The organism is Tumebacillus lipolyticus, from assembly GCF_042682745.1.
GTDB lineage: Bacteria > Bacillota > Bacilli > Tumebacillales > Tumebacillaceae > Tumebacillus_A > Tumebacillus_A lipolyticus.
Genome location: NZ_JBHUIO010000011.1, coordinates 51991 through 74687, shown reverse-complemented (window position 1 = coordinate 74687; position 22697 = coordinate 51991). Strand labels below are relative to the sequence as shown.

Below are 22697 nucleotides of genomic sequence, written 5' to 3'. Positions count from 1 at the left end.
GCCTTACGTTCATTTAGACAAAAGAGGACAAACGTGATACATTGGGGGCATTGTGAGTCCGATACATAAGGTATATAAGGAGGAGACCGATCATGGCAGAGTCCCTTTTTCTTCAATATCCGAAGTGCGGTACGTGCCGCAATGCGAAAAAATGGCTGGAGTCGCGCGGGGTTGAGTTTGTCGATCGTCACATCGTCGAGCATCCTCCGACGAAGGAAGAGCTGCGCACCTTTTTGGTGAAGAGCGGCCTGGAGATCAAAAAGCTGTTCAACACCAGCGGTCAAAAATACAGAGAGCTCGGGCTGAAGGACAAGCTGAAAGAGATGAGCGAAGAGGAGATGCTCGAACTGTTGGCATCTGACGGCATGTTGATCAAACGCCCGATCTTCGTGCGCGGAGATCGAGCGACGTTCGGCTTTAAAGAAGCAGAGTTTGAAAAGGTGCTCGGATAGGAGCGTGCTAGCAAATTGATTCGGAAGACAGTGTTACCCAATGGGCTGAAGATCCTGACGGAAAAAACTCCATATCTGCGCGGTGCGGTCGCACACCTGCGCTTTGGCGTTGGCTCCGGCCATGAGTCGCACAAGTTCGAAGGAATCGCCCACGTCTTGGAGCACATGGTGTTCAAAGGTACGGAGGCGCTCGATCAGGTGGCGTTCGGCAATGAGATCGCACGGCTCGGTTGCTCGACCAACGCTTCCACAGGCTTTGAATCGACCACCTATGAGCTGGACGGTCCGGCGGAGACCGTCCTGCAAGGCCTCGACGTCTTCGCAAGCGTGATCGCCGGCTTTCATGTGCCTGCCGAGGAGTTTGACAAGGAAAAAGATGTGATTCAGGAAGAGTGGAAGATGATCCAGGACGACCCTTCCGCTTGGGGCGAAGACCTCGCCTACCATGCGCTGCTCGGGGAGTTTGCCCACCCGACGATCGGCACGCCAGAGTCGATCGACCTGCTGACGCGCCGCCATGTTGTCGAGTTCGCCCAGCAGCACTACACGCCGGACAACCTGATCGTCGGCGTGGTGGGAAATGTGGAGCATGAGCAGGTGGTCGAGGTGATCGCCAAACATTTTGGCACCATCGCGCGCAGACGTGCAGCGCTGCCCGATCTATCGCTCTCGCAGATCGATCGATTGCACCGAGCGGAAGATTGCGAGCAGGAGCAGGTGTTTCTCGGCTTTCGCGCGCCTGAGGTCACTCGCCGCGACCTGCCTGCATTCGATGTGGCGATGACGATCTTGGGCGGCGATTCGTGGTCGCGGCTGTTTCAGCGCTTGCGCAATGAGCTCGGTCTCGTCTATCAGGTGGACGGAAGCTACTCCGGGTGGCCGCATGTGGGAACTTATATGATCTACGCAGGATGTCAGCCGTCCGAAACGGATCGCGTGATCGCGGAGATCAGTTCGGAGATCTGCAAGCTGAAGGCGGAGATCACGCCTGATGAGCTGTTCCGCTCCAAGGCGATGCTCAAATCGAGCTTGCTGATGAGCAGTGATCAGCTGGGCAACAAAGTGCACAAGCTGATCGATGATGAACTGCTGTTTGCCACCTATCGTCCGTACGAACAGGATTTGGCGGAGCTGGAAGCGGTCAGCGTGGAAGAGGCGCTGCGCCTCGCCCATGAGGTGCTCGATCTGGAGAAGATGACAGCTGTCACCGTCGGGCCTTATCAACCTAAATTTTCATAATCTACGGCCCAAAACGAAATGTTTTGGGCCTTTTTGCTGCCCAGCATCCAACACCATCCAATGACAGCCTTCCTTCCTTGCGCTATAATACGTTCGTTAAGTAAACGTTTCGGAAATCGAATTATCTGTAGTGGGAGCGTGTTCTTGTGGAACAGGAGAGAAAAGCCAAGTCCTTGCTATTGTTTGTCGTGATCCTCTGGGGCTTGAACGTTGTGATGGTCAAGTACCTATCAGGCTTTTTTCCACCGCTTGAGCTTGCGACCTATCGCATCGGGGCGGCAGCGCTGCTGTTGGCGGTGTTTGTCGCCAAGTCGTACGGGTGGGTCAAGCTGTCGTTGCGGGAATGGCTGTACATCGCAGGGATCGCCCTGAGCGGCATTTTCTTGCATCAGATCACGCTGAGCGCAGGCGTGCAGACGACAGATGCGTCCACCTCCTCGCTGATCTTGGGGTTGAACCCGCTGGCGACCTCGCTGCTCGCCTATGCTGTGTTGCGCGAGCCGCTTTCGGCGCGCAAGCTGTGCGGCGTCGGCCTCGGATTCCTCGGGGTGATGCTGGTCATCTTCGGCGATTCATAGGAGCGGACCGCTTCGATCTCCTTTGGCAAAGGAGAGCTGCTGATCTTTGTGTCGATGTTGGCCTACGTGGTCAGCGGCCTGTTTATCAAAAAGGCGACGGAGAAGACGCCCGTTCTCGTCGTGACCGGATATAGCCATGTGCTCGCCACCGTGCTGCTGGCGCTTACGACGACGGGCGACCATCTGATCAGCGGACAGAGCGTGGTGCTCTCCTCCGACTGGTTCGTGTGGGGCGTGCTGATCTTCTCCGGCTGGGTGTCGACAGCGCTGGGCGCGATCTGGTGGAACTCGGGCATTCGCGTCATCGGGGCGGGACGAACGGCGATGTTTTTGAACGGCATGCCGATCATGAGCTTGGTCTTCTCCGTCCTGCTGCTCAACGAGACGATCACTTGGGTGCACGGATTTGGGTTTGTGCTCGCCTTTTTCGCGATCTATCTCGGCACCTCACAGTCGAAATCAAAACTGCAAAACGGGCGAAAGACAGCAAAAGAGCAGCCGGCCTAGGCTGCTCTTTTGCTTGAGGGGATACGTGCACGCGGTTGGTTACAGCGTTGTGAGCAGCCGCAGGAGCAGCGCGATGCGCCTCGGGATCTCTTCGATCGCGATGTGTTCATGCGAGGCGTGCGCTCCATCGCCGACAGGTCCGAGCCCATCGAGGATCGGGATGCCGGCCAGCGCAGCCACGTTCCCGTCGCTCACGCCGCCGACGCCCTTCTCGCCGAGCGCCAACCCTTCCAAGCGCGCTTGCTCCTGCGCGTGGCGGAACAGGCGCTCCGTGTCTGCTGTGCGCTCCATCGGAAACTTGTCGATCTCGCCGCTGACATGCAGCTGAGCGCCAGAGAGCACCGGCGTGAGCTCGGCGAACAGCTTGGTCACCCGCTCCGACTCGGCTGCCGTCTGCACCCGTACATCGACGACCATCTCCGCCTGTTGGGGGACGACGTTAAAGGTGGTACCGCCGACGATCTTGCCGACAGACAGCGTCGTGCCGAGGTCGTAGTCGGTCCAGCTTTGAATGGTCAAGATCTGGTGGGCGAGCTCCTCGATCGCGTTGATGCCGATCGCATGCTCGTTGCCAGCGTGGGCGGCCTTGCCTTCCGCCCGCACGGTAAACACACCGCCGCCCTTGCGCGATGTCTTCAGGTCGCCTGCACCATAGCTTGGCTCGACCACCAGCGCCAACGCACTTTTCTTCGCCTCTTCGAAGATCGGAGCCGACCCGGACGGACTGCCGATCTCCTCGTCGGTGTTCCAGAAGAACACCAAGCGCTTGCTCGGCTTGAGCCCGTGTTCCACCATCGCCTTCAGCGCGAAATAGGCGAACAGGATGCCCGATTTCATGTCGTACACGCCAGGCCCGTACGCTTTGCCATCCTCGATCCGCCACGGCTCTTGCGCCAGCGTCCCGACCTCTTTGACCGTGTCAAAATGTCCGAGCACCAAGATCTGCTCCGCTCCCTCACCGTATGAGATGCGCAGCTGATCTCCTTGCACCGGCTGCTCGATCTTGTCAACCGCACAGCCAAGCGCTGCAAACCGCTCGGCGATCACCGCGCCGAGGCGGTCGATCCGCTCTTTCTGATCACTCGGCGTCTCCAACTCCACATCGTGCTGCAACAGGGTCAAGATTTCCTCGATCTGTCCTGAAAAATAGGACGTCCAGTTGGTTTCCATCCTCACATTCCCTCTTTCTACATGCTCTTTTGTCTTATCATACCCGCAAGCAAACTATCAGAAAAGTTTTATATATATTTGTAGTATTGCATAAATATACTGATCGGGTGTATGATACAAATCATTATTCGATCTGTACACCTGTCGGCAACGTTCATGAAACGGATGTTTCTAACGCATAGTAAACACAGACTAGGAAATCTGGGAGGTCACCACGATGAAAAAATTAAAAGCTCTTTGCACATTCGCACTGACAGCTGTGCTCGCACTGGGCGCCGTCGGCTGCGGCACTGACAACAATGCAGGTAACAACGCGGGCGGCGAGGCCGGCAAGAAAATCACCCTCGGCACGTCTGCAGACTATCCACCCTATGAATACCACGATACGGCAAAAGGTGGCGAAGTGGTCGGCTTTGACATCGAGATCGCCAAAGCGATCGCCGACAAGCTCGGCTACTCGGTCGAAGTGAAAGATATGGACTTTAACGGGCTGGTTCCTGCCCTGCAAGCGGGCACTGTCGACTTCGTGATGGCCGGCATGACGCCGACTGCGGAGCGCAAGCAGAGCGTCGACTTCTCCGATGTGTATTTCGAAGCGAAAAACACGATCGTCGCCAAAAAAGGAAGCAACCTGAAGCTGGCAGATGATCTCAGCGGCAAAAAGGTGGCCGTGCAGCTCGGATCGATCCAAGAGACGGCAGCCAAAGAGATGAAAGGTTTGAACATCGTGCCGCTGAACAAGACGGGCGAGATCATCCAAGAGGTGAAAGCGGGTCGCGTCGATGCGGCGATCATCGAGGACACGGTCGCCAAAGGGTTTATCGAGGCGAATAAAGATCTGGAGTTTAACGCCATCCCGAAGACGGAAGAGGCGGGCTCGGCGATCGCCTTCCCGAAAAACTCCAAGCTGACGGCCGACTTCAACAAAGCGCTCAAAGAGCTGAAAGACAGCGGCAAGATCGAAGAGCTGATCAAAAAGTGGTTTGAAGCGAAATAAAACTCGGGCGGTGACAAGGGCATGGAACTGAATTTTGATCGCATCGTGCCCTCGATCCCTTATATTCTCGAAGGGATCAAGGTCACATTGCAATATACGCTCCTCTCAGCACTGCTCGGCTTTATCTGGGGGACGGTCTTATCTCTATTTAAAATCTCCAGCGTCAAACCGCTCAAATGGTTCGGCATCGCCTATACGTCGATCTTTCGCGGCACGCCGCTGATCTTGCAGTTGACGATCGTCTATTTTGCCACCCCGCAGTTGACCGGATATCAGATCACAGCGCTCGAAGCGGGCGTGCTCGCCTTCTCGCTCAACTCGGCCGCCTACATCTCGGAGACGATTCGCGCGGGGATCTTGGCGGTGGACAAAGGGCAGCGCGAGGCGGCGATGGCGCTCGGCGTGCCATATCGCCGGATGATGATCGACATCATCTTGCCCCAAGCGCTGAAAAACATCCTGCCCGCGCTGGTCAATGAGAGCATCGCTTTGCTCAAAGAGTCGGCGCTGGTCTCGACGATCGGAGCGGCAGATGTCCTGCGGCGCGCCACGATCGTCGGCGCAGAAAAATATGTGTACTTCGAACCGCTGATCGTCGCGGGGATCATCTACTACGTGCTGGTCATGGCTTTGACCTTCGGCGCGCGCCTGTTGGAGAGGAGGTTGCGACGCAGTGATTAAGGTGGAGAAACTGTATAAATCGTTTGGCAAGTTGGATGTGCTAAAAGACATCTCCACAGAGATCAAAAAAGGGGAGGTCGTGGCGATCATCGGTCCTTCCGGATCGGGGAAATCGACCTTCCTCCGTTGTTTGAATCTGTTGGAAGTGCCGACTGCGGGCAAGATTTACATCGATGGCCAGGACATCACCGCCAAAGAAACAGACATCATGACGATCAGACAAAATGTCGGCATGGTCTTTCAGCACTTTCACCTCTTTCCGCACATGACGGTGCTGGAGAACATGACCTATGCACCGATCAAGGTCAAAGGGGTGGCGAAAGAGCGGGCGAAAGCGTCGGCGATGGAGCTGCTGAAGCGCGTGGGGCTGGCGGAGAAAGCGGACGTCTACCCGACCAAGCTATCTGGCGGACAAAAGCAGCGCGTGGCGATCGCCAGGTCGCTGGCGATGGAGCCGGAGGCGCTGCTGTTCGACGAGCCGACCTCGGCGCTCGACCCGGAGATGGTCAAAGAGGTGCTCGATGTGATGAAGTCGCTGGCACACACGGGGATCACGATGGCGATCGTCACCCATGAGATGGGATTTGCTCGCGAGGTGGCCGACCGCATTCTGTTTCTCGATCAGGGGCGGCTTTTGGAGGACAAAACGCCGAGCGAATTTTTCTCAGCGCCCAGCAGCGAGCGGGCGAAGCAGTTTTTGGAAAAGATGCTATAGTGCATTTCGCCGCGATCGAGCGCTTTAAGCACATCGCGGCGAGCAGGCAGAAGGGCAGGAGATGTTCCTGCCCTTTTTATTATCTTCGGGAGTCGAAATAATTCAGAAAGTTTCGTATAATAGAAAAAAACGGGGGAGGGGGAAGCGAGCTGTGGGAATGGAAAACGGAAGCGAGGAAGCCGGATATTCGTGGCGGCGGACCTTGTGGATCATGGCGATCGTCCAGAGCCTGATGATGATGGCGTTCACCTCCAGCGGTCCTTTTTTGGCCTTATACATAAACGAGCTGGGTGTTGAGAATTGGGATACGGTCGCGATCTGGGCAGGGGTGATCTCCTCCTGCAATTTTTTGATCGCCGCGATCGTCTCCCCGATCTGGGGGGCGATCGGAGACCGCAAGGGGCGCAAGCTGATGGTGATGCGGACGACGTTTGCGATCTCTTTTTTCATGTTGTTGATGGGCTTTGCGCAAAATGTATGGCACCTGCTGATCACGCGGACGATCCAAGGGATCTTCAGCGGGTTTAGCGCCGCCGCCAATGCGCTGGTCGCGACGGTGATCCCAGAGGAGCGGCTCGGCTATGCGCTCGGCTGGCTCGCATCTGCCGGCATGTTCGGCAGCCTGATCGGGCCGCTCGTCGGCGGGGTGCTGGTCGATCTGTTCCACAATTACCGCGTCGCCTTCTTTGTGACGGGCGGGTTCGCGCTGCTCGCCTCGCTGGTCACCTTCTTCTTTGTGAAGGAGCGATTCGAGCCGCCGCAAAAAGGGGCGCAGAAAAAGGGGTCGATCATCGAGCAGTTTCGCGCAGTCAAAGAGCTGAAGGGCGTGCGGACGCTGTTTCTCGTCCTGTTTTTGGCCCAGTTTTCGGTGATGAGCGTCCTGCCGGTGCTTCCCGTCTATATGAAGGAGTTGACCGGGCTTGAGTATCTGGGGATCATCGCCGGGTTCGCGACGGCGGCGACAGGGCTGGCCGACCTGATCGCATCTCCTTTTCTCGGGAAGCGCAGCGACAAGATCGGCTATCGCAAAGTGTTGACGATCAGCATGATCGGGGCGGCGCTGATGTACCTGCCGCAAGCGCTCGCGCCGAACATCTGGGTGTTCATCGCGGCTCGCTTCGGTCTCGGGCTGTTCATCGGCGGCATCATGCCGACCGCAAACGCGATGGTCGGCCGGCTCACACCGAAAGAGCACCGGGGCAGGGTCTATGGATTTTCCGCCTCGGCGATGCTGCTCGGCTCGTTTGCCGGCCCGCTGTTCGGAGGTCTTGGATCGGCCGTGTTCGGAATTCGGGTGATGCTCGGGCTCACCTGTCTGCTCTACCTGCTCAACCTGATCTGGGTGCGGTGGAAAGTGGTGGAGCCAGACCGGAGTTCGCAGAGCGCTTGAAGCGGTAGTTTTTTCGGACGAAAACAGATACAATATTTTGAAGACCTTTTCACTCTGAAGACCTTTTCACTCTGAAGACCTTTTCACAAGGAGATGATCGCAAGTGGAATTGAACCTGACAGGACGAGATAGACACGGAACACCAGATGAGTTGGCGACCCTCTCCGCCGTGCTGATCGATGGCGAGGAGATCTTTGTCGATCAAGGGGCGATTCATGGCAAGAGCCGCGTGGAGCGCGGGATCGATTTTCGCGGTGCCAGCTCGGCTGACCAAGTGCCGGATGGACAGCCGGTCTCGATCGTGTGGGTCACGCTGAAGACCTATGAGCAAGGGCGAGGTTTCTCCGGCATCACAGCGGCGCAGATCGTGATCAACAAAGAGTTGAAGGTCGGCTACAAGCCGATGGCACCGCTGGTCAATCAGATGGACCGCGCGATGAAGGGCAAGGTGGACCTGTCCAACCTGAGCGGGGAGCAGAAGGGGAAGCTTGCGCATTTCCTCGAAAACCTGCGCGCCGATCTCTGGGCGAACACGCCAGATGAAGTGAAAGCACAGCTTGTGTAACGATGCAAAAAACCGCCGTCCTGGCGGTTTTTTTTCGAAGTGTCTCCTCGTTTCGAACACTTGCTGACCTGAACAGCAAAAGGTCGCACACCGCCTCTTGGGAACTGCGCAGAGGGGATGTGCGACCTTCGATCTGCTCGAAATGGGGCAGCACTGTATAAGATCGAGACAGCAGAGCTTCCCCGAACGGTAAGGCAGCAGCTGTCACTTTTTGCATAATATGCATAAATATACGGATGAGTTGAATATTGAAGTTCGGTCGAGTTTGACCGGACGACGATCACGAGAAAGAGCTGATCGCAGGTGACCGATTCCTAGAAGTATTTCTTTTTCCAGAAGATCAGCGTCGTCGCGATGGAAAGAATGACCGACATGAGCATGATGATCGAAAAGGCGTGCGCATTCTCTTGGATGGGCAGCTGCACGTTCATGCCGTAGATGCTGGCGACCATCGTGGGAATCGCGATGACGATCGTGATCGCAGTCAACAGCTTGACAACATGGTTGACGTTGTTCGAGATCACCGATGCGAACGCGTTCATCATCGAGCTCAAGATCGAGCTGTACACTTCTGACATCTTGATCGCCTGCTTGGTTTCGATCATCACTTCGTCGAGCAGCTCTTTGTCTTCCTCATACATCTTCAGGTAGTTGCCGTAGGACAGCTTTTCCATCAGCAGTTTGTTCGTCTGCAAGGCGGTGGTAAAGTAGACGAGGCTTTTCTCCAGCTCCAACATGGAGAAGAGCTCGTTGTTTTTCATCGACACTCGCAGCTGGTGCTCGACGAGCTCCGTTTTGCGATGAATTCGTTTCAAGTAGTTCAGATAGTAGGTGGCTGTCAAAAACAGAATCTGCAGGACGAATCGAGTTCGCATGTGCGTGAAGAAGTTTTTGATCTTGCCTTGAAAAAAGTCGTTGAGCACCGGCGTCTCTTTGAGGCAGACGGTCAGCAGGTAGTCCCCTTTGATCAAAATGCCCAGCGGCACGGTCGAGAACATCTCTTCGTTCGCTTCCGTCTTGGAGATGTAAGGCAGTTCGACAAACAGCATCACCTGCTCCTCATCCTTTTCGATCCGCGCCCGCTCTTCCTCATCGAGCGCATCGTGCAGAAAATCCAGATCGATGCTCAGCTCGGCGACAACTCGCTTCTTCTCCTCTTCGGTCGGATTCATCAGGTGAATCCAACATCCTTTCTCCATCTGCTCCGTCTTGATCAATTTGCCGTCTTTGTCCGTTTGGAAAACTTGAATCACGATGATCACCTTCTTCTTAATTGTCGAGTGAAAGGTGGCGCGCTTCTGCGCTCCCCTTTCTGCAAACTGTCCTCTTCGCTCGTCTCATAACTGCCGATCAGGGTGTCGAAAGCGCGTCACCTCCTTTCCTCAACGATTAAGTGCGAGGGCAACAAAAAAAGCTTTCCCGGGCAAGGGAAAGCTATTGGCGCCATACAAAACAACACCAAATACAACTTCCCCTTGTTGAGTTTTAGCACATGGCAACGTAGAGCAATTGCACTCAGCCACATTAAGTTAAGCCTTAAGCCGGCAGAACCTGTTCTACCCATTGGCGTCTTTCGACGTTTCCGGGCAGTGGCCTATGTTTGCCATGGAGCCTCACCTAACGGGAGTGGGTTCCATATTTGTTATGCGCTTCGATTGTATTGCGGAATCGGCAGAAAGTCAATCTTCTGCCAAATTTCTGACTTTGCTCGCCGAGCGAGCGGTCGAACGCTCCGGATCGATCTATCGTTTGTGAGCTGTCCGTTCTCTTTCTATTCTATTGCGGATCGTAAAGATTGGTGCGAGGGCATGCGGTTGATTTTTGCGTTGGTTTTGACGCTGTGACGGCGGTTCGCGCAGGTTGGGAAGCTTGATCGTGCAGGTGCGAGCAGTCGATCGAAACCAAGCTGAACAGCTCGCTCATTTGTCAGGTTTCAGCCTGATTGAAAGGTTGAGAATCGGATCTGTCACAAACGTTTCGAATTGCGAACATATGCTATGCAAAAAGATTTATTGTTATACAAAATCGGCAATGCAATCACAGAAAAAGCGTGCTATAATTGCATTCGTTATCTTTCTAAACGAAAGGGATTGATCGCGATGCAAAATAAAACTCCACTGTTTACGAAGCTCGTCGAGCACGCGAGCCGGAACCCGATTCAGTTCCACATTCCCGCACATAAAAAAGGTTTCGGCATGCCGAGCGAATTCAGCGAGTTCATTGGCCCGAACGCTTTGTCCATAGATTTGATCAACATTGCACCTTTGGACGATCTGCATTCGCCAAAAGGAATTATCAAAGAAGCGCAAGAGCTGGCAGCCCAGGCCTTTGGCGCTGACCACACCTTTTTCTCTGTGCAAGGCACGTCAGGTGCGATCATGACGATGATCATGTCGGTCGTCGGCCCCGGCGAGAAGATCCTCGTGCCGCGCAACGCGCACAAGTCGATCATGGCGGCGATCATCCTCTCCGGCGCACATCCGGTGTTCATGCATCCAGAGGTGGATTCGAACATCGGCATCATGCACGGCATCTCGGTCGACACGGTGCGCGTCACCCTCGACGCCCACCCGGATGCGAAAGGCGTTCTGCTGATCAATCCGACCTATTTTGGCATCTCCTGCGACTTGAAGTCGATCGTCGAGCTCAGCCATCAGCGCGGCGTTCCGGTCATCGTGGACGAAGCGCACGGCGTGCTGTTCCAGTTTCATGAGCAACTGCCGCTCTCGGCGATGCAGGCGGGCGCAGACATGGCGGCGACTTCGGTGCACAAGCTCGGTGGATCGATGACGCAAAGCTCCGTCTTGAACGTTCGCGAAGGGTTCGTCTCGCCGGCGCACGTGCAGGCGGTGCTGTCGATGTTGCACACGACCTCGACTTCCTATCTGTTGCTCGCATCGCTCGATGTGGCGCGCAAGAACATGGCGGTGCACGGACATGAGCTGATCGACAAGGTGATCCGCCTCGCTCAAGGCGCGCGCCGGACGATCAATGAAGAGATCCCCGGCATGTACTGCTTCGGCGAAGAGATTTTGCAGACGTCTGCCACGTTCGCCCACGACCCGCTGAAGCTGAACATCACCGTCAAGGAGCTCGGCGTCACAGGTTGGGAGATCGAGAAGATTCTCCGCACCGATTTTAATATCGAGGTGGAGATGTCAGACCTGTACAACATCCTCTGCATCGTCACGTTTGGCGATACGGAAGAGACGGTCGAAGCGCTGCTCGATGCGCTGCGCCAGATCGCCGCACGCTTCCAGCTGCAAGAAAAGCAAGAGCTCCCAGAGGTGCGCATTCCGTCGATGCCGCTGTTGGCCGTGTCTCCCCGCGATGCTTTCTACAACAAGCGGACCGAGGTGGTGCCGCTGCGCGAGGCGGCAGGTCGCATCATGGCAGAGTCGGTCATGGTCTATCCGCCCGGCATCCCGATCATCATGCCTGGTGAAGTGATCACGCAGGACAACATCGAGTACATCCTTGAAAATGTGAAGGCGGGCCTTCCAGTGCAAGGGCCGGACGATCCGAACATCGAGTGGATCAAGGTGTTAAAATAACGCAAAATTGGACAGGCTGCCCTGCATAAAAAGTTCTCTTCTTCGGAAGGGAACTTTTTCTTGTTGCGAAATTGGGTCGCGCGCATCGCTGTCCCCGCGCGGGATCGAGCAAACATCTGCATATTCTTCCATTCTATTTCCAGCAAACTGCTAGTGAAAAGGATGCATCATCTGCGCTACACTTGCACTCGACCACAAGACAGGCCGAATCCTCAAATCTGATGAGGAGCGGAGGAACCACAACTGGGGTGAACTCGCAACGGTGCGAGCGGGTAACTTCCTTCACCCGAACCCGTCAGCTAACTCCGCAGGCGATGGAAGGAGTGTTTGAAAGATGATGAAGAAGAAAGTGAACTCTCTGAAACGCTTCGCTACAGCAGCGCTCGTCGCTGTCAGCATGTTGACCGTGACGGTCGTGCAGGCGGAAGCGGCCGGGATCACCGATGGAGTGATCGTGCAAAAGGGGCAGACGCTGTCCGAGCTGGCTTCCCAATACGGAACGTCCGTTCAGACTTGGAAAGCGGTCAACCAATTGGACTCCGACCTGATCTATGCAGGTCAAAAGCTACACATTTCCTTTCCTTACAAAGTGACAACTGGCGATCAACTCGGCTATCTTGCCGAACGATACGAAACGACAGTCGAACAGATCCAAAAGATCAACAGCATGCAGAGCGATCTGCTCTATGCGGGTGAGACGATCATCATTCCGGCTGGCATGACCGGCAAGCCGAAAGTTACGGTGCAGCCTGTCACGAAGCCGGCGATCCCGACCCCGGCAGCGCAGGCGCCTGTCGCCAAGCCGAAGCCGCAACCTGTCGCTCCGACCGTCGCGGGCATGGCGTACAGCAAGGCGATCAACATGACGGCGACCGCATACGGTCCGGCCAATGTGATGTCCGAATGGGGCGGCTATACGTACTCGGGAACGAAAGTTCGCCCGGGCGTGATCGCGGTCGATCCGAAGGTGATCCCGCTCGGCACGAAAGTGTATGTGACCGGGTACAACACGCCGTTGCTTCCGGCTGGCGGCTTTGTTGCCACCGCTGAAGACACCGGCGGCGCGATCAAGGGGAACCGCATCGACATCTACATCGAAGGCACCCAAGCGCAGCTCAATCAGTTTGGCATGCAGAACGTAAAGCTGTATGTGCTCAAATAGTTGAAACGATCACCAGCGACCACCTGTCTACCGCGTAGGCAGGTGGTTTTTTGTCGTGCAAATTGGACAGCATGGGAGGAAGAGTGGAGGTGAGTGCGCGTGGGAGAGTTTCATGTGCTACAGGTGTTGCGTCCGATGCAGGGAGGCATGCGTCGGCACGTGCTCGATCTGATCGCAGGCCTCGTGGAAGCGGGGGTGCGCGTGACGGTGGCCTGCCCACCTGAGCTGCGCAGGGAAGCGGAGTTGAGCGGTGTGCCCTGTCTGCCGCTGGAGCTGGTCGATGGCGTTCAGCTGCGCAAAGATGTGCGGGCGATCCGCCAACTGGTTCAACTGATGCGCGAGCAGAGCTTCCAGCTGGTGCATCTGCACGGAGCGAAAGCGGGGTTGGTCGGTCGGCTCGCCTTGTCCCGACTTTCGATCCGCCCACCGGTCATCTATACGGTGCACAATCAGGTGCTGCCACAGGGGGGGATGGTCAAACGAGTGCTCGATCGGGTGGAGCGTCTGCTTGCGGTGGAGACGGACCGAGTGATCACCGTCTCGCATCGGTTGGCCCGCGACGTGCAAATGCAGCATCGCGGGCCCGCTTGGCGTGCGGTGACGATTCACAACGGGGTCGACCCTGTGCCGATGATGTCGCGCGAGCATGCTCGCCAGATTCTCGGCTGCGAAGGAGCAGACCGGTTGGTGATCGGCGCGATCGGCAGGATGGTCGAGGAGAAGGGGATCGCCACGCTGATCGAAGCGTTTGCCCTCTTGCTCACCGGCGGCTGCGATGCGGAGCTGGTGCTGATCGGAGATGGCCCGATGCTGTCCCACTATCAGCAGCAGGCGGGAAAGATCGGCCTTGCCCGCGTGCGCTTTCTCGGCGATGTGCCCCAGGCCGGTCGGCTGTTCTCGGCGGTCGATGTTGTCGTCCAACCGTCCTATGCGGAGGGCTTGGGAATCGTGCCGATCGAAGCGATGCTGGCAGGTTGCCCGGTGATCGCAAGCGATGTGGGTGGCCTGCCCGAGGTGGTCGTGCACGGCGAGACGGGGCTTTTGGTTCGACCGCGGTCGGCGGAGGAGCTGGCAGATGCGATTCGGTCGCTCTTGCAAAATGCAGATCGGCGCGCGCAGCTCGGCGCGGCAGGCAGACGGCGAGCGGAGCTGCACTTTTCCAAACGGGCGATGATCGAAGCGACACTACGCGAATACCGTGAAGTGATCGCCAAGCGGCAAGGTGTGCTCCTATGAGGGTGATCTGGCTGCTGATCGCGCTGTTGCTGCTGCCCTGTTTTGCGCCTGAACAGTCATCGGCCGCGCTGGATCACAAGGTGGTCGTGGTGGTGATCAACGGCCTGTCGCATCGAGCGATGATCGGGGATGAGCTGCCCAACCTCGCGCAGATGCGAGCGATCGGAGCTGTCGGGGTGATGAACCACAACACGCTGGGCGCGAAGTCGGAGGCGAACTCCTACCTGACGATCGGTGCGGGCGCGAAGGCGAGCGCCCCGCTCGCTCGCGTGCTCGCCTACGGCGCTGATGAACAGGTTCGCGAAGAGATGCTTCCGGTCACCGGGCATGAACTGTATGTGCGCCATCTCGGTCGCACGCCGGAAAGCGAAGTGGTGGTGCCGCAATTGCCGCAGATCAAGTCTGCGATGGCGGAGGTGAAATATCGCGTCCTGCCTGGGCTGCTGGGAAGCGCTGTGCACGATCTGGGCGGCAGAACTGCGCTGCTCGGCAACGCCGACTTCGGCAGTCAGATCGATCGCCCCGCTGCGCTGATCGCCATGGATGAGCGCGGCACGGTGGACAGCGGCAGCCTGCAAGTCCCGCCGCTCGTCGATCGGACGCGGCCCTTTGGGGTGCGCAGCGATCTGGACGGGCTTTATCAAAAATTTTTGCAGCTCAAAGACAGCTCCGATCTGATCGTGCTGGAAACGGGTGACATGGGGCGGTTGCAACAGGTGAAAGACATGCTGACAGACGCACAGGTCGAGCGAATCTACCAGCAGACGATCGCCGAAGCGGATCGGTTGGTCGGGAAGCTGTTGCCCCATGTCGGAGCGAACTTGACGCTGCTCGTGATCTCGCCCGACGTATCCCCGCTGCCGGAAACCTCACAGTTAACGCCTGTCTTCCTCGCAGGTGGCGATGTTGCACCGGGCAGCCTGCTCACGTCGAGCACGACGAAGCGAGCCGGGTTGATCGCCAACTACGATCTCGCTCCGACTGTGGTGCGCGCGCTCGGCGGCGATCCGGCGCGCTACCCGTTTCTGGGACAGCCTGCCTCGACCACCACCTCGCCAGACGAGATGAAGAGCGCGGTGGGGGGGAGCATGATCGAGAAGATGCTGTTGCAAGGGGGCGCTCGAAGTCTGCTCGTCAAGCCGTGGCTGAACGTCTGGATCGGGGTGGCGGCGCTGCTGCTGATCGGAACCGTTTTTCGACAGGCATGGCTGTTCTGGCTGGCCCCGCTCGCCGAATTCCTGCTGCTCTTCCCGCTGATCTGGCTGTGCGTACCGCTCTTCGAGCCGCTGACAAAACAGCAGGTGGTGCTCGATTCCCTCCTGCTCGCGCTGGTCGGATGGGGGGCGCTGCAGTTCCTGCGCGACCGCGTGGTGCGCTTGGGGGTGATCGCAGGGCTGTTCGTCGTCATGATCTTGGGCGACATGCTGCTTGGTGCGCCGTTGATGAAACGGTCGTTGTTTTCCTACGATCCGGTCGTCGGGGCGCGCTATTACGGCATCGGCAACGAGTACATGGGCATCCTGCTCGGCGCGGCGCTCCTGTTGCAGAGCGTTCTGTTCAAGCTGCGTCCAGCTAAGGAAAAGCTGATCACCACACTCCTGTTTCTCGCCATCGTCTACCTGTTTGCAGTGCCCGCTTTCGGCACGAACGCCGGCGGAGCGATCGCAGCAGCTGTCGGAGCAGCATATGTGCTGCTGGCGCGGAGCAAGGTGAAGCTGACCGCTCGCCACTGGCTGTGGCTCGGTGCGGCCGGACTGGGAGGAGCGGTGTTGCTCTTTTTTCTTAACCTCGGAGGAGAGCAGACGCACATCGGCCGCGCAGCATCGCTCCTGCTGACTGGCAACTATGGGGAGCTGTCGCAGATCGCCCTGCGCAAGGTGGAGCTCAACTTGCACCTGTTGCGCGTTTCCGCTTGGGGCAAGCTGTTGCTGTTGATCATGATCACGCTGTTGGTCTGGCGGATGCGCGGGATGCAGACTCCCTTTTTGCTGCACAACGCGAAAGTCCAGCTGGTCACGGCGAGCGCCGCCTTTCTGGTCAACGATTCGGGCGTGGTGGCGGCGGTGATCATCCTGCTGTTCGCGGTAGTGCCGCTGCTTAGCATCAGGGAGCAGAAGTTGGACATACTACCGTCAGAACAGGCTCCACAAGAATGGACTACGAGGTGACAGTTATGACCGATCAATTCACCTGGAAGGTGGGCGGTGCACAAGGCGAAGGGATTGACTCGACTGGCGAGATCTTGGCGACAGTCCTCACCCGGATGGGATATTACATATTTGCCTACCGCCATTTCATGTCGCTGGTCAAAGGCGGCCATACCAATTACAAGATCAGAGCTGACAACGCGAAACAGGTCGATTATCATGGCGACACGCTCGATATTCTGATCGCGTTTGACCAGACGACGATCGACGAAAACGAGGATGAGCTGATCGCAGGCGGCGTGATCCTGTACGACGCGAAGTTTGAAAGCAGCTCGAAGCGCGAAGGGCTGCAGATCTGCTCGGTGCCGATGTCGCAGATGGCGAAAGATCTCGGCAATGTGATCATCAAAAACATGGTGGCTGCTGGCGCCTCGTCCTATGTGCTCGGCATCGAGCCCAATCACTTTTATGAAGTGATCGAGATGCAGTTTGGCAAAAAAGGTGCGGAGCTGGTCGAGCTGAACAAGACCGCTTTTAACAAAGGGTACGACTATCTGAAGGAAAACTATCCGCATGTCCAGCGTCCGGTATCGCCGGCGACCAAGCCGGCAACGCCAAACTTGCTGATGAGCGGCAACGAGTGCATCGGTCTGGGCGCTTTACTCGGCGGATGTCGCATCCTGGCCGCCTATCCGATCACCCCGGCGACGGAGATCATGTATTGGCTGTTGGCCAACATGAAAGATTTTGGCGGCAAGGTGTTGCAGGCGGAAGATGAGATCGCCGCTTGCATCATGGCGATCGGTGCCAACTATGCCGGCGTGCGCTCGATGACCTCAACTTCTGGACCGGGCCTTTCGCTGATGATGGAAGCGCTCGGCATGGCGGGGATCTCGGAGACGCCGTTGGTCATCGTCGACGTACAGCGCGGCGGGCCGTCGACCGGCCTGCCGACCAAGACGGAGCAGTCCGATCTGAACGAAGCGCTCTACGGGTCGCATGGTGAGATTCCGCGCATCGTGCTGGCACCGACATCGATCCGAGACTGTTTTTACCAGACGTTTCATGCGTTCAATCTGGCAGAAAAGTACCAGTGTCCTGTCATCGTGTTGAGCGATCTGCTGATCGGGATGAACAAGATGACCTTTTCTGATCTCGACCTCGCTCGCTTTCAGATCGATCGCGGTGCGTTGGTCAAGCAAGAGCAGCTCGATGCGCTGGAAAAGGGTGCGTTTAAGCGCTATGCGCTGACCGAAGATGGCATCTCACCGCGCTCGTTCCCCGGCATGACCAATGGTCGCTACTGCGCGCTGACCAACGAGCATGAGGAAACCGGCCTGGAGATTGAAGATGTGCCGATGCGCATCGCGCAGATGCAGAAGCGCTTTCGGAAGCTGGAGCCGTTGCGGCGGGAAGTGAACGACTGGGGCGTGGATTACAGCGGGGCGGATTCGCCAGAGGTGCTGCTGATCGGCTTCGGCTCCACACACGCGCAGATCGAAGAGGCGATTCACAGCTTGGAGGGAATGTCGATCGGTCACCTGCAATTGCGCTGTCTGATGCCATTTCCGGCGGAGGCGGTCGACGGGCGCATGGCAGCCGCCAAGCGGGTGGTCGTCATCGATAACAATTTCACCGGCCAGCTGACCGCGCTGTTGCACCAGCAGCTCGGCTATCATGACAAGACAGAAACGCTGACAAAATATGATGGCAATCCGTTTACTGTGGGCGAGATTGTGTCGTTTGTGAAGGGGTGATCAGATCATGGCTACCTTAGCAGATTTTCGATATGAAAAAGCGACATGGTGCCCAGGCTGCGGTGATTTTACCGTGTTGGCTTCACTGCAACAGGCTTGCGTCAAGATGGGCTTAGAGCCGGAGAACGTCTGCTGCGTCTCGGGGATCGGCTGCTCGGGCAAAATATCGCAACACTTTGGCTCCTATGGTTTTCACTCCCTCCACGGAAGATCGCTGCCGACCGCTCAGGGGATCAAGATGGCCAATCAGGAGCTGACCGTGATCGCAGCGGGCGGCGATGGGGATGGGTATGGGATCGGCATGGGGCATTTCATTCACGCCTGCCGCCGCAATGTGGACATCACCTATGTGGTGATGGACAACCACATCTATGGGCTGACCACCGGTCAATCTTCCCCGACTTCCAAAAAGGGCTTCAAGACGAAAACCACTCCGGCCGGCGTTGCCGAAGAGCCGATCAAACCGATCGAACTGGCGTTGACCGCAGGGGCGTCGTTCGTCGCCCAAGCGTTTTCTGGCGATCTGAAGCAGATGACCCAAATCCTGTTCGAAGCGATGCAACACAAAGGTTTTTCCTTGGTCAACATCTTCTCGCCCTGCGTCACGTTCAATCGGGTGAACACGTACGAATGGTTCAAGGAGCAGATTGTGAATTTCGATCAGCTCGACTATGACCGAGCTGACAAATACGAAGCGATGCGTCGCGTGCATGAAGCGCAAGGCGTCTGCACCGGAATCATCTATCGAGAAGATCGTCCCGCCTTTCATGAGGTGGTGCTCGGGGCGACCGAGCATGGTACGGTCAAAGAGAACCTGCAGCTGAGCCAAGAGCAGATGTCCGCGCTGCTCAATCAGTTTCGACGATAGCTTGACGCGCAAGAAGACCACCCGAATGGGTGGTCTTCTTGGCGTTTCGCTGCGGTACCTGAGCGGTGCGCGCAACGAGATCGTGATTAGTTGATGGTGTATACACCGTAGCCGACAAAGTCGGAGTAGTTGTGAGTGGTCGTGCTGTAGCCCGGGTCGTTTACGTTGAACACGGTGCCGCCGTTGTGGTTGGTCAGCAGTACCCAGTGTGCGCCGGAGCGAACGTTTGCGATGATCGCTTTGTTGCCGCCGTCCAGGTAGGAGCGCAGGGTAGCTGCAGACAGGCTGGTGCCGGAAGTGTAGCGGCCGTCGAAGGTGATTTTGCTGGAGAGCTTCGGTACAGCGCCCCATACGAGCAGGTTGCCCGAGTAGCCGCCATTGCTCTTCAGCCAGGTGTTCAGGGTGCCCGGATCAGCAGCAGAGCCGCTGATGGTGATGCCTTTGTGGCGGAGTGCCATCGCGACAGAAGACACGGTGCAACCGGATTTCGTCATCGTGTCGCCGCCGCCCATCAGCGCGGTTCCCCACGGAGAAGCGTTTTGCTTAAACAGCGGTGCAGAGAAAGCAGCTTCCGCAGTTTGCGGAGCAACCATGCCCGGAACTGCTACAGCAGCAGCCATTACAGTTACGGAAAGAGCGATTGAAGCCAACATCTTTTTGAACATTCGATTTAACCTCCTAATAACTAGTAACATAGTATATATAATTCTTAATGCAAGACTATCATGAATCTCATATTTCTGTCAATAAACAAAATTACAATTTAGAGATATTTTATAATGTGTATTTTTCTTACATGAAATTGTTTCTCAGTCATGGATAGGGATAAGAAGGCAAACAAAAAGACCTGCTTCGTTGGGAAGCAGGTCAATAGTTGGCGACGATCCAGGAGAGAAAGGATTGAAAGTCGCGATCTTGCTGTTTGTGTTTCGGATAGGCGATCAGCGTCGGACGGGTGAGCGTCCCCTCAGCAAGATCGTGTGCGATCAGCTGTCCGCTCTCGACCTCCTCGCGGATGACCCGCTCGGGGAGCATCGCGACGCCGAGGTTTTGCATCACCATCTGCTTGACCGATCCGAACGAATCGAGCTCCATGATCACATTGGGAAACACGCCCCGCTCGACCAAAAAGCGGTCGACGCGCTGGCGGAAGGGTGCGGACGCATCGCCAAACACGATCATCTCTTGGGCGCCCCAGTCGGAAAACCCGCTAAAACCGGAGGCCCAACGGTGCTCGGGCGCTACGATCAGCACGATGCGGTCGCTCGGCAGGTCGATCTGCAACAGCTGTGGATGGTAGACTTCGTTGCCGAGCAACGCCATATCGGCCGCTCCGGTGAGCAGCGCGGTGATCGACTCCTCGTACAAGGTCGATTTCACATAGCAGCGAAGAGCGGGATGGTTTTTGCGGTACTGCCCGAGCAAGCGGGGAAGTTCGTAGGAGGCGAACGCTTTGCCCGCAGCGATCGTCAGCGGTTTGAGCAGGGCTGTATTTTGCGTGAAGGTGCGAATCTGTTCGACGATGCTGGTGGCGACTGGAACGAACCCTTTTCCTTCGGCGGTCAACGAAACTCCGTTCGCCGTGCGGACAAACAGGGTGACTCCCAGCTGTTTTTCCAGCTGCTTCAAGCGGTGTGTGACGGTCGATTGCGCCAAAAACAACGTCTCGGCCGTCTTGTTGATCGAGCCAAAGCGAGAGATCATCAGAAACATTTCCAAGTTTTCCAGATTCATTTGCGCCTCGTGTTATAGAATATTTGAATTGGTTGCTATCAATATTCTATAACACAAACTGCCGAATGTGGAGTACCATACAGATCAAGCAGTTGCGAGGAGGTAGCTATCATGAATCGCTTACAAGCATATTTTCGCAATTATCATCCGATCGTTCATTCCATCCTGTTCGGCACGATGATGGCCCGGGTCGCTTCCTCGATGAGCATGCCGTTTCTGGCGCTCTATCTTTCGCGGCAGCTCGACCTCAGCCCGACTTTGATCGGGATCACGATCGGACTCGGCATGTTCTGTGAGATGATCGGCGGTTTTATCGGGGGGACTCTATCCGATCGTTTCGGCCGCAAAAAAATTATGATGAGCGCACTGTACCTGTGGACGGCCGTCTTCACCTGCTATGCGTTCGCCACCGAGCTCTGGATGTTTATCGCCCTGACCGCCCTTCAAGGGTTGTGTCGCGCCTTTTATGAGCCGGTCGGCCAGGCGATGCTCAGCGATATGACCACACCTGAGCAGCGATACAGAGTGTTTTCACTGCGCTATACGTTTAACAATTTCGGTTGGGGCGTCGGACCGCTGATCGGGGCTGCGCTCGGCATGTCGGCAGGCGCGTCCGCCTTTCTGCTCACCGGTGCTGTCTTTCTCGGGTTTGCCGTGATGATGCAGGTGTTGTTGACTCGATTTGAAGTGGTGCAAGCGGAGGGGGAACGAAAGGAGGTCGTGACGTTTCGCAAGGCGCTCTGGACGGTATGGGGTGACAAAGCGCTCCTGCTGTTCATCCTCGGCAGCATCATGGGCACGCTCTGCTACTCCCAGATCACCACCAATCTGGCGCAGCACGTCGGCTTTCAGTTCGAAGCGGGGGTGACGCTCTATGGCATCTTGCTTACCATAAACGCGGTGCTGATCGTCTTGCTGCAGATGCCGCTCTCCGCCTGGGCGGAACGGCGGACCCCGCTGCAAAACATCTGGATTGGCAATCTGCTCTATGCGTTCGGCTTTCTCGGATTCGCCGTCGCGGACGGTTGGACGATGATGATCATCGCGATGGTGATCTTCACGCTCGGCGAGGTGTTGTGCTTTCCAGCCGGAAGCGTCCTGCTCGATCGGCTGGCTCCCGAGGGGATGCGCGGTGCCTATTTTGGCACACAGAACTTTAAATATTTGGGCACTTCGATCGGTCCGTCGCTCGGCGCGATCGCGCTGTCCGGCTCGGGCGCGCAGACATTGTTTGTGATCGTCGCCGTGGTGGCGCAGATCGGCACTCTCTTCTACTGGGCGGGTCAGCGTCAGGCGTCCCATCTGTTCGGAACTGGTAGAAAAAGCGAAACACCCCCTGCTGTCTGAGGGGGTGTTTCTGTGTCATCGGGCGGTTATTTGCCCGGCTTGGTCTCACGTCCGGTCTTCTTCCAATCCTGTCCTTCCAGCTTGTACCGATCGAGGACGAGCTCGCCGTTCTTGCGCTTGGTGCCGATCGCAAACTCGGTAGCATCGGTGCTCAAGAAGATGCCGGGCGGTGCGTCTTCCGGTTGCCATTCGATCCCGGAAATGCCGAGGCTGATCGCTTTCGCCAGCGTGAGGCGCAACTGATCGTCGATCGGCAGCTCCAGCTTGCCGAGGGCGATCCCGGTCAGGTGACGAGTCGAGATCGCGCGGTAGCCGGAGAGGCCAAACGCTTCCTTGATCTCCAGATGCGACTCGTCTGTTGATTCTGGAACTTTATCCTCGCCATTCTCGGCTTCGTTCTGATCTTGTCCTTGGGGGTTCTTCTCCCCTTCGTTCAGCTTGGGCACTTCCGTTTTCGGTTTATCGGTCGATCCGTTGTTCTCAGCTTGTTTGTCACCGCAACCGGTGAGGGCAGTTACGCAAAGAGCGGCCACCAGCAGTGAAGACAGTGCTTTTTTCATAGGTTCATCTGCTCCTTCCCTTCGTTCAAATTATCACA

21 protein-coding genes and 2 riboswitches are annotated in these 22697 nt (G+C 56.8%); of the genes, 16 read left to right on the top strand and 5 right to left on the bottom strand.

All coding sequences use genetic code 11. The annotated features are described in order from the left end of the window. The first annotated feature begins 92 nt into the window (after positions 1-92). From ACFSOY_RS16560 to ACFSOY_RS16545, 4 genes are all read left to right on the top strand, one after another. Positions 93-452 carry an arsenate reductase family protein gene (locus ACFSOY_RS16560; RefSeq protein ID WP_386048505.1) on the top strand — a complete coding sequence of 120 codons (360 nt, stop codon included), beginning with the start codon at positions 93-95 and terminating at the stop codon, positions 450-452. A 15-nt stretch (positions 453-467) separates the two neighbouring features. Next, positions 468-1691 (top strand): M16 family metallopeptidase, encoded by a 1224-nt coding sequence (locus ACFSOY_RS16555; protein ID WP_386048503.1) that lies wholly within the window; start codon positions 468-470, stop codon positions 1689-1691. A gap of 146 nt (positions 1692-1837) precedes the next feature. Then, positions 1838-2269 (top strand): DMT family transporter, encoded by a 432-nt coding sequence (locus tag ACFSOY_RS16550; protein ID WP_386048501.1) that lies wholly within the window; start codon positions 1838-1840, stop codon positions 2267-2269. A gap of 15 nt (positions 2270-2284) precedes the next feature. Next, positions 2285-2776 carry a DMT family transporter gene (locus tag ACFSOY_RS16545; RefSeq protein WP_386049508.1) on the top strand — a complete coding sequence of 164 codons (492 nt, stop codon included), beginning with the start codon at positions 2285-2287 and terminating at the stop codon, positions 2774-2776. 39 nt (positions 2777-2815) lie between these two features. On the opposite strand, the gene ACFSOY_RS16540 is transcribed toward ACFSOY_RS16545, so the two are convergent. Continuing rightward, entirely contained in the window at positions 2816-3946 is a 1131-nt protein-coding gene (locus tag ACFSOY_RS16540; RefSeq protein WP_386048500.1) for a M20 family metallopeptidase, read from the bottom strand. 217 nt (positions 3947-4163) lie between these two features. Here ACFSOY_RS16540 and ACFSOY_RS16535 point away from each other — a divergent pair, with 217 nt between their 5' ends. From ACFSOY_RS16535 to ACFSOY_RS16515, 5 genes are all read left to right on the top strand, one after another. Further along, positions 4164-4943, top strand: a complete 780-nt coding sequence (locus tag ACFSOY_RS16535) for a transporter substrate-binding domain-containing protein (protein WP_386048498.1) — start codon at positions 4164-4166, stop codon at positions 4941-4943. 21 nt (positions 4944-4964) lie between these two features. Next, entirely contained in the window at positions 4965-5624 is a 660-nt protein-coding gene (locus ACFSOY_RS16530; protein WP_386048496.1) for an amino acid ABC transporter permease, read from the top strand. Then, positions 5617-6339: an amino acid ABC transporter ATP-binding protein gene (locus tag ACFSOY_RS16525; RefSeq protein ID WP_386048494.1), complete on the top strand. Its 723-nt coding sequence runs from the start codon at positions 5617-5619 to the stop codon at positions 6337-6339. The genes ACFSOY_RS16530 and ACFSOY_RS16525 overlap by 8 nt, the downstream gene beginning before the upstream one ends. Positions 6340-6496: 157 nt before the next feature. Next, positions 6497-7729, top strand: coding sequence for an MFS transporter (locus tag ACFSOY_RS16520; protein WP_386049507.1), 1233 nt, complete (start codon positions 6497-6499; stop codon positions 7727-7729). A 103-nt stretch (positions 7730-7832) separates the two neighbouring features. Next, positions 7833-8294 (top strand): YwhD family protein, encoded by a 462-nt coding sequence (locus ACFSOY_RS16515; RefSeq protein WP_386048492.1) that lies wholly within the window; start codon positions 7833-7835, stop codon positions 8292-8294. A gap of 314 nt (positions 8295-8608) precedes the next feature. Here ACFSOY_RS16515 and ACFSOY_RS16510 read toward each other — a convergent pair whose 3' ends face one another. Further along, positions 8609-9547 carry a magnesium transporter CorA family protein gene (locus ACFSOY_RS16510; protein ID WP_386048490.1) on the bottom strand — a complete coding sequence of 313 codons (939 nt, stop codon included), beginning with the start codon at positions 9545-9547 and terminating at the stop codon, positions 8609-8611. 210 nt (positions 9548-9757) lie between these two features. Beyond that, positions 9758-9926, bottom strand: a riboswitch (M-box (ykoK) riboswitch). Between the two features lie 467 nt (positions 9927-10393). On the opposite strand from ACFSOY_RS16510, the gene ACFSOY_RS16505 reads away from it, so the two are divergent. The 6 genes from ACFSOY_RS16505 (at position 10394) to ACFSOY_RS16480 (ending at position 19018) form a co-directional block, all read left to right on the top strand. Then, positions 10394-11848, top strand: coding sequence for an aminotransferase class I/II-fold pyridoxal phosphate-dependent enzyme (locus ACFSOY_RS16505; protein ID WP_386048488.1), 1455 nt, complete (start codon positions 10394-10396; stop codon positions 11846-11848). Between the two features lie 192 nt (positions 11849-12040). After that, positions 12041-12177: riboswitch (cyclic di-AMP (ydaO/yuaA leader) on the top strand. Positions 12178-12182: 5 nt separating this feature from the next. Further along, on the top strand, positions 12183-13010 hold the full coding sequence (locus ACFSOY_RS16500; protein WP_386048486.1) for a 3D domain-containing protein: 828 nt from the start codon (positions 12183-12185) through the stop codon (positions 13008-13010). A 99-nt stretch (positions 13011-13109) separates the two neighbouring features. Beyond that, positions 13110-14246, top strand: coding sequence for a glycosyltransferase family 4 protein (locus ACFSOY_RS16495; protein WP_386048485.1), 1137 nt, complete (start codon positions 13110-13112; stop codon positions 14244-14246). Further along, positions 14243-16414 carry a hypothetical protein gene (locus ACFSOY_RS16490; protein WP_386048483.1) on the top strand — a complete coding sequence of 724 codons (2172 nt, stop codon included), beginning with the start codon at positions 14243-14245 and terminating at the stop codon, positions 16412-16414. Before ACFSOY_RS16495 ends, ACFSOY_RS16490 begins: the two co-directional genes overlap by 4 nt. 5 nt (positions 16415-16419) lie before the next feature. Further along, positions 16420-18150, top strand: a complete 1731-nt coding sequence (locus tag ACFSOY_RS16485; RefSeq protein WP_386048481.1) for a 2-oxoacid:acceptor oxidoreductase subunit alpha — start codon at positions 16420-16422, stop codon at positions 18148-18150. A 7-nt stretch (positions 18151-18157) separates the two neighbouring features. Further along, complete coding sequence (locus tag ACFSOY_RS16480) at positions 18158-19018, top strand: 2-oxoacid:ferredoxin oxidoreductase subunit beta (RefSeq protein WP_386048479.1); 861 nt, start codon at positions 18158-18160, stop codon at positions 19016-19018. 86 nt (positions 19019-19104) lie between these two features. On the opposite strand, the gene ACFSOY_RS16475 is transcribed toward ACFSOY_RS16480, so the two are convergent. Both ACFSOY_RS16475 and ACFSOY_RS16470 read right to left on the bottom strand, forming a co-directional pair. Continuing rightward, on the bottom strand, positions 19105-19611 hold the full coding sequence (locus tag ACFSOY_RS16475) for a C39 family peptidase (RefSeq protein WP_386048478.1): 507 nt from the start codon (positions 19609-19611) through the stop codon (positions 19105-19107). A 274-nt stretch (positions 19612-19885) separates the two neighbouring features. Further along, positions 19886-20752, bottom strand: coding sequence for a LysR family transcriptional regulator (locus ACFSOY_RS16470; RefSeq protein WP_386048476.1), 867 nt, complete (start codon positions 20750-20752; stop codon positions 19886-19888). Positions 20753-20779: 27 nt separating this feature from the next. On the opposite strand from ACFSOY_RS16470, the gene ACFSOY_RS16465 reads away from it, so the two are divergent. Further along, positions 20780-22099 (top strand): MDR family MFS transporter, encoded by a 1320-nt coding sequence (locus ACFSOY_RS16465; protein WP_386049506.1) that lies wholly within the window; start codon positions 20780-20782, stop codon positions 22097-22099. A gap of 26 nt (positions 22100-22125) precedes the next feature. On the opposite strand, the gene ACFSOY_RS16460 is transcribed toward ACFSOY_RS16465, so the two are convergent. Then, positions 22126-22659: a hypothetical protein gene (locus ACFSOY_RS16460; protein WP_386048474.1), complete on the bottom strand. Its 534-nt coding sequence runs from the start codon at positions 22657-22659 to the stop codon at positions 22126-22128. Between the last annotated feature and the right edge of the window lie 38 nt (positions 22660-22697).

What these genes read in the sequence shown, in the direction of transcription:
- ACFSOY_RS16560 (WP_386048505.1), top strand. Translation starts at nt 93, where the DNA reads ATGGCAGAGTCCCTTTTTCTTCAATATCCGAAGTGCGGTACGTGCCGC.
- ACFSOY_RS16540 (WP_386048500.1), bottom strand. Translation starts at nt 3,946, where the DNA reads ATGGAAACCAACTGGACGTCCTATTTTTCAGGACAGATCGAGGAAATC.
- ACFSOY_RS16535 (WP_386048498.1), top strand. Translation starts at nt 4,164, where the DNA reads ATGAAAAAATTAAAAGCTCTTTGCACATTCGCACTGACAGCTGTGCTC.
- ACFSOY_RS16530 (WP_386048496.1), top strand. Translation starts at nt 4,965, where the DNA reads ATGGAACTGAATTTTGATCGCATCGTGCCCTCGATCCCTTATATTCTC.
- ACFSOY_RS16520 (WP_386049507.1), top strand. Translation starts at nt 6,497, where the DNA reads ATGGAAAACGGAAGCGAGGAAGCCGGATATTCGTGGCGGCGGACCTTG.
- ACFSOY_RS16505 (WP_386048488.1), top strand. Translation starts at nt 10,394, where the DNA reads ATGCAAAATAAAACTCCACTGTTTACGAAGCTCGTCGAGCACGCGAGC.
- ACFSOY_RS16500 (WP_386048486.1), top strand. Translation starts at nt 12,183, where the DNA reads ATGATGAAGAAGAAAGTGAACTCTCTGAAACGCTTCGCTACAGCAGCG.
- ACFSOY_RS16490 (WP_386048483.1), top strand. Translation starts at nt 14,243, where the DNA reads ATGAGGGTGATCTGGCTGCTGATCGCGCTGTTGCTGCTGCCCTGTTTT.
- ACFSOY_RS16485 (WP_386048481.1), top strand. Translation starts at nt 16,420, where the DNA reads ATGACCGATCAATTCACCTGGAAGGTGGGCGGTGCACAAGGCGAAGGG.
- ACFSOY_RS16480 (WP_386048479.1), top strand. Translation starts at nt 18,158, where the DNA reads ATGGCTACCTTAGCAGATTTTCGATATGAAAAAGCGACATGGTGCCCA.
- ACFSOY_RS16475 (WP_386048478.1), bottom strand. Translation starts at nt 19,611, where the DNA reads ATGGTTGCTCCGCAAACTGCGGAAGCTGCTTTCTCTGCACCGCTGTTT.
- ACFSOY_RS16470 (WP_386048476.1), bottom strand. Translation starts at nt 20,752, where the DNA reads ATGAATCTGGAAAACTTGGAAATGTTTCTGATGATCTCTCGCTTTGGC.
- ACFSOY_RS16460 (WP_386048474.1), bottom strand. Translation starts at nt 22,659, where the DNA reads ATGAAAAAAGCACTGTCTTCACTGCTGGTGGCCGCTCTTTGCGTAACT.